Consider the following 4,935-nt stretch of genomic DNA (forward strand, 5'->3'; position numbering starts at 1 on the left):
CCCGTCGTCGGCCCCGTCGGGCAGCCCCGCCACCCGCTGTTCGAGCCGGGTGAGGGCGGCCCGGACGCCGTCCCCGTAGCCGTCGTCACCCAGCGCGTCGACCACCGCCCAGGCGCGCGCGAGCTGGCCGCGGGCCGCACCGGGACGGCCCAGCTTCACGTAGTCCGCCGCCAGATTGAGGTGCAGCGACGGATACAGGGCCCGCAGGGCGAGGGAGCGCTCGTGCACGGCGAGCCGCTCCTCGCTCAGCCCGTCGGCGGCGGACAGGGCCCGCAGGTCCCAGGCCAGTTCGTCGGCCGGATCGTCCTGGGTGTCGGCCATGTAGTGCGCGAGCGTGCAGCGGTGCAGCGGGTCGCCGTCCTCGCCGATCTCCGACCACAGGCCGAGGAAGCGGTCCCGCGCCTCCTCCCGGTCCCCGGCGTGCGCCAGCATGACCACCTGCCCGATGCGGGTCATCATGGCGTCGTCCGCCGCCTGCTCGCGCTGCTGTGCCACTGGCTCCTCCAAGCTCGCCAACCGGTCGGGTGCCGATCACGGCTACCGACGCTAACGGCCGCCACCGGCAATCCAGGTCAGGCGCGGCAGGGGCGGGAAGTCAGCCCAGGTCCGGGATGCGCCAGTCGATCGGGGCGTGGCCCTGCGCCGCGACCGCCTCGTTGATCTGCGTGAAGGGCTGCGAGCCGAAGAACTTCCGGGCCGAGAGCGGGGAGGGGTGCGCGCCCTTGACGACGATGTGCCGCTCGGTGTCGATGAGGGGGATCTTCTTCTGCGCGTAATTGCCCCACAGGACGAAGACCGCGGGGTCAGGACGGTCCGCGACGGAGCGGATCACCGCGTCCGTGAACTTCTCCCAGCCCTTGCCCTTGTGCGAGTTGGCCTCTCCCGCGCGCACCGTCAGGACCGCGTTCAGCAACAGCACGCCCTGCTCGGCCCACGGCATCAGATAGCCGTTGTCCGGGATCGGGGTGCCCAGCTCGGCCTGCATCTCCTTGTAGATGTTGCGCAGCGACGGCGGCGTGCGCACTCCCGGCCGCACCGAGAAGCACAGCCCGTGCCCCTGGCCCTCCCCGTGATACGGGTCCTGGCCGAGGACGAGCACCTTCACCTTCTCGTACGGTGTCGCGTCGAGGGCGGCGAAGACCTGCTCGCGCGGCGGGTAGACGGGCCCCTGCGCGCGCTCCTCCTCCACGAACTCGGTGAGCTCCTTGAAGTAGGGCTTCTGGAGCTCCTCGCCGAGGACGCCACGCCAGGACTCGGGCAGCATCGCGGTGTCGGTCACGTCAACAACCTCCGGGGTACGGGCACTTTCGACACCCACGAACCTACCGGCGGCCACTGACAATCACCGCGCGGACCCTCACCAGCTGGTCTTGCGCTGCAGTTCCCACATCATCATGATCGTCGACGGGTCGAGGGCCCGCTCTCCGCCGGAGATCTCGTTGCTGGCCGCGATGTACTGCTTGCCCTGCCACAGCGGGAGCAGCCGCGCGTCGTCCGCCATGATCTGCTGCGCCCGCTCGAACTGCCGCACCACGGCGCCCCGGTCGCTCTCGCCGCGCGACTGCGGCAGCAGCTGGTCGGTGATCTCGGGCGACACGTACGGCGTGCTCACCGCGTTCTCCTTGCCCACGAAGGGCGCGATGAAGTTGTCGGCATCCGGGAAGTCCGGGAACCAGCCGCGCCCGAACACCGGGTACTCGCCGTTGCGGTACCCGCGCTCGTACGTCTTCCACGGCCGGCTCTTGAGTGTGACGGTGAACAGTTTCGAGGCCTCCAACTGCCGTTTGAGTTCGGCGAATTCGGGGGCCGTGGCCGATCCGTAGCGGTCGGTGGTGTACCAGAGGGTGAGCGGCACGGTCTCGGTGATGCCCGCCTCGGAGAGGATCCCGGCCGCCTTCACCCGGCTGGGGTTCCCGAAGTCGTCGAAGAAGTCGGTGGTGTGGCCGGCGAGGCCCTTGGGGACCATCGAGTACAGCGGTTCGACGGTGTCCTTGTAGACCTCGTGCGCGATGGCTCCGCGGTCGACGACCTGGGCGACGGCCCGGCGCACCGCGCGCTTGCCCGCCCAGGGGTCCTTCGGGTTGAAGACCAGGTAGCTGATCTCCGTGCCCGCGCCCTCGACGAGTTGCAGGCCCTTGTCGGCGTTCGCGCCCTGGAGGTCCACGACGTCCGCGGCCGCGAGACCGCGGAAGGTCGCGTCGATCTTCTTGTCCTTCAGGGCGGCCACCATCTCGGACGACTCCTTGAAGTAGCGGATCGTCACGGCGTCGTTCTTGCGGTCCGCGAACCCCTTGTAGCGGGTGTTCTTGACGAGCTCCGCCTGCCGGCCGTCCGTGTAGGCCCGCAGCGCGTACGGTCCGGAGCCGGTGACCTCGCCGTCCGTGCGCAGTTCCCCGGCCGGGTACTCGCCGGGGTCGACGATCGACATCGCCGGAGTGGCGAGGACGAACGGGAAGGTGGCGTCCGGCTTCTTGAGATGGAACGTCACGTCCCGGGCGCCCCGGGTCTCGACGCGGTCGAGGCTGCCGAGCAGTCCCGTCGGCCCGCCCTTGACGCCGATGGTCCGGATCCGGTCGATCGAGTACTTCACGGCCCTGGCGTCGAGCCGGTCCCCGTCGGAGAACGTCATGTCCTCGCGCAGCCGGCAGTGGTAGACCCGGTTGCCGGTGTCCTGGAAGGAGCACGTGGCGGCGTCGGGCTCCGGCTGCGCCGCGCCGGAGGGGAACGCGACCAGGGTCTGGTAGACGTTGCGGAACAGTTCCCAGGACCCGTCCCAGGAGGCCGCGGGATCGAGGGTGCTCGGCGCGCTGGTGGTCCCCACCACGATCGGTTTCCCGTCCTCGGAACCGCCGGACCCGATCAGGCCGCACCCGGCGAGCAGGGCCGTCGACGCAGTCGCCGCCAGCACACGGGGGGCAAGCAACCGTTTGAACACGTGCACGCTCCTCGATCGGACATGCCAGGATCGGCAGACCATATCGCAGTGCCCCGTCGGATCAACTGGCTGATCCGACGGGGCACTTGGCGCACGGGGCGTTTGTCATCCGACGCCCGAATTCCGGCCGGTCAGCCGACGCCGGCGTTGAGGGAGATGCCGCCGTCCACCACGAGCGTCTGCCCGGTGATCCAGTCGGCCTGGTGCGAGGTGAGGAACGCGGCGGCGCCGCCGATGTCCTCGGGCACGCCGAGGCGGCCCATCGGGTAGGAGGCCGCGGCCTCGGCCTCCCGGCCCTCGTACAGGGCCTGCGCGAACTTGGTCTTCACGACCGCCGGGGCGATCGAGTTGACCCGCACCTTCGGCGCGAACTCGTGCGCCAGCTGGAGGGTGAGGTTGACCATGGCGGCCTTGCTCATGCCGTAGGCGCCGATGAACGGCGAGGCGGTGACCCCGGCCACGGACGCGATGTTGACGATCGCGCCGCCGTTCTCGCTCTGCCACGCCTTCCACGTCTGCTGCGCGAAGCCGAGCGCGGAGACGACGTTGGTCTCGAAGACCTTGCGCGCCACATTGAGGTCGAGTTCGGCCATCGGGCCGAACACCGGGTTCGTGCCGGCGTTGTTGACCAGGAAGTCGACCCGGCCGAACGCCTCCATGGTGCGCGCGACGGCGGCGGCCTGGTGGGCCTCGTCGTGCGCCTTTCCTGCTGCGTAGATGACGCGCTCGGAGCCGAGGGTCTCCACGGCCTCCTTGAGGGCGTCCTCGCCGCGGCCGGTGATGCAGACGCGGTCGCCGCGGGCGATGAAGGCCTCGGCGATGCCGTAGCCGATGCCGCGGCTCGCGCCGGTGACGAGGGCGACGTTGCCGGACAGCGGCGGGAGTTCAGAAGTCGTCATGTGTCCGTTCCCCGGCCCTAGTTGAGCGGTCCGCCGGCGACGTACATGACCTGGCCGGACACGAAGCCGGCCGCCTCGCCCGTGAAGAAGGCGATGGCGTTGGCGATGTCCTCGGGGCGGCCCACGCGCTGCACCGGGATCTGCGTGGCGGCGGCCGCCTGGAACTCCTCGAAGCCCATGCCGACGCGCTCGGCGGTGGCCGCCGTCATGTCGGTGACGATGAAGCCGGGGGCCACGGAGTTGGCGGTGACGCCGAACTTGCCGAGCTCCTTGGCGAGCGTCTTGGTGAAGCCCTGCAGACCGGCCTTGGCGGCCGCGTAGTTGACCTGGCCGCGGTTGCCGAGCGCCGAGGACGAGGAGAGGTTCACGATGCGGCCGAACTTGGCGTCCACCATGTGCTTCTGGACGGCCTTGGACATCAGGAACGCGCCGCGCAGGTGCACGTTCATGACGGTGTCCCAGTCCAGGGCGCTCATCTTGAACAGGAGGTTGTCGCGCAGGACGCCCGCGTTGTTCACGAGGACGGTGGGGGCGCCGAGCTCGTCGGCGATGCGCGCGACGGCGGCCTCGACCTGCGCCTCGTCGGAGACGTCGCAGCCGACGGCAAGGGCCTTGCCACCGGCGGCGGTGATCTTCTCGACGGTGTCCTTGCAGGCGGCCTCGTCGAGGTCGATCACCGCGACGGCGCGGCCCTCTTCGGCCAGACGGATCGCGGTGGCGGCGCCGATGCCGCGCGCGGCTCCCGTGACGATCGCTACGCGCTGCTCAGTGGTGGACATGCTCTTCGGTCTCCTCGCCCTAGAGTGCGGCCGCTCCGCTCCGGTGCGGGTGAGCGACCGCTTAGTACCCTGTGCGGGTGACGCTAGAAGCCCTGGCACCCGGTGTCAACGTACCCACCGGGTGCCCCTGATCACTCAGCGCACCAAAAGCGCCAGCAGCCGCTCCGCCTCGGCCGCCGGATCCGCCGTCAGACCGGTGTGCACGGGGCCCGGCTGGACCACCGTCGAGCGGGGCGCGATCAGCCAGCGATAGCGGCGCCCCGCGTCGTCGGCGGCCGCCTGCCCGGCCTCGTCGCCGCCCCGGCAGTGCCGCTCCACGGCG

Annotated in this window: 6 protein-coding genes; all 6 read right to left on the bottom strand. The window is 70.5% G+C overall.

Features of this window, described 5'->3' with window-relative positions; all coding sequences use genetic code 11:
* Positions 1-495 (bottom strand): hypothetical protein (locus tag G3I40_RS10405; RefSeq protein ID WP_164301873.1); only part of this gene is annotated, 495 nt, incomplete at its 3' end.
* A gap of 100 nt (positions 496-595) precedes the next feature.
* Complete coding sequence (gene ung, locus G3I40_RS10410) at positions 596-1,279, bottom strand: uracil-DNA glycosylase (RefSeq protein WP_164301874.1); 684 nt, start codon at positions 1,277-1,279, stop codon at positions 596-598.
* A 78-nt stretch (positions 1,280-1,357) separates the two neighbouring features.
* Positions 1,358-2,977, bottom strand: coding sequence for an ABC transporter substrate-binding protein (locus tag G3I40_RS10415; protein ID WP_164301875.1), 1,620 nt, complete (start codon positions 2,975-2,977; stop codon positions 1,358-1,360).
* A gap of 89 nt (positions 2,978-3,066) precedes the next feature.
* Positions 3,067-3,834 carry an SDR family oxidoreductase gene (locus tag G3I40_RS10420; RefSeq protein ID WP_164301876.1) on the bottom strand — a complete coding sequence of 256 codons (768 nt, stop codon included), beginning with the start codon at positions 3,832-3,834 and terminating at the stop codon, positions 3,067-3,069.
* A 17-nt stretch (positions 3,835-3,851) separates the two neighbouring features.
* Positions 3,852-4,613 (bottom strand): 3-oxoacyl-ACP reductase FabG, encoded by a 762-nt coding sequence (gene fabG, locus G3I40_RS10425; protein ID WP_164301877.1) that lies wholly within the window; start codon positions 4,611-4,613, stop codon positions 3,852-3,854.
* A gap of 135 nt (positions 4,614-4,748) precedes the next feature.
* Positions 4,749-4,935: DUF3037 domain-containing protein (locus tag G3I40_RS10430; protein WP_164301878.1), on the bottom strand; the 187-nt coding region annotated here is incomplete at its 5' end.

The sequence above is a fragment of the Streptomyces sp. SID14478 genome (assembly GCF_010548525.1).
GTDB lineage: Bacteria > Actinomycetota > Actinomycetes > Streptomycetales > Streptomycetaceae > Streptomyces.

What these genes read in the sequence shown, in the direction of transcription:
- G3I40_RS10415 (WP_164301875.1), bottom strand. Translation starts at nt 2,977, where the DNA reads ATGGTCTGCCGATCCTGGCATGTCCGATCGAGGAGCGTGCACGTGTTC.
- G3I40_RS10420 (WP_164301876.1), bottom strand. Translation starts at nt 3,834, where the DNA reads ATGACGACTTCTGAACTCCCGCCGCTGTCCGGCAACGTCGCCCTCGTC.
- fabG (WP_164301877.1), bottom strand. Translation starts at nt 4,613, where the DNA reads ATGTCCACCACTGAGCAGCGCGTAGCGATCGTCACGGGAGCCGCGCGC.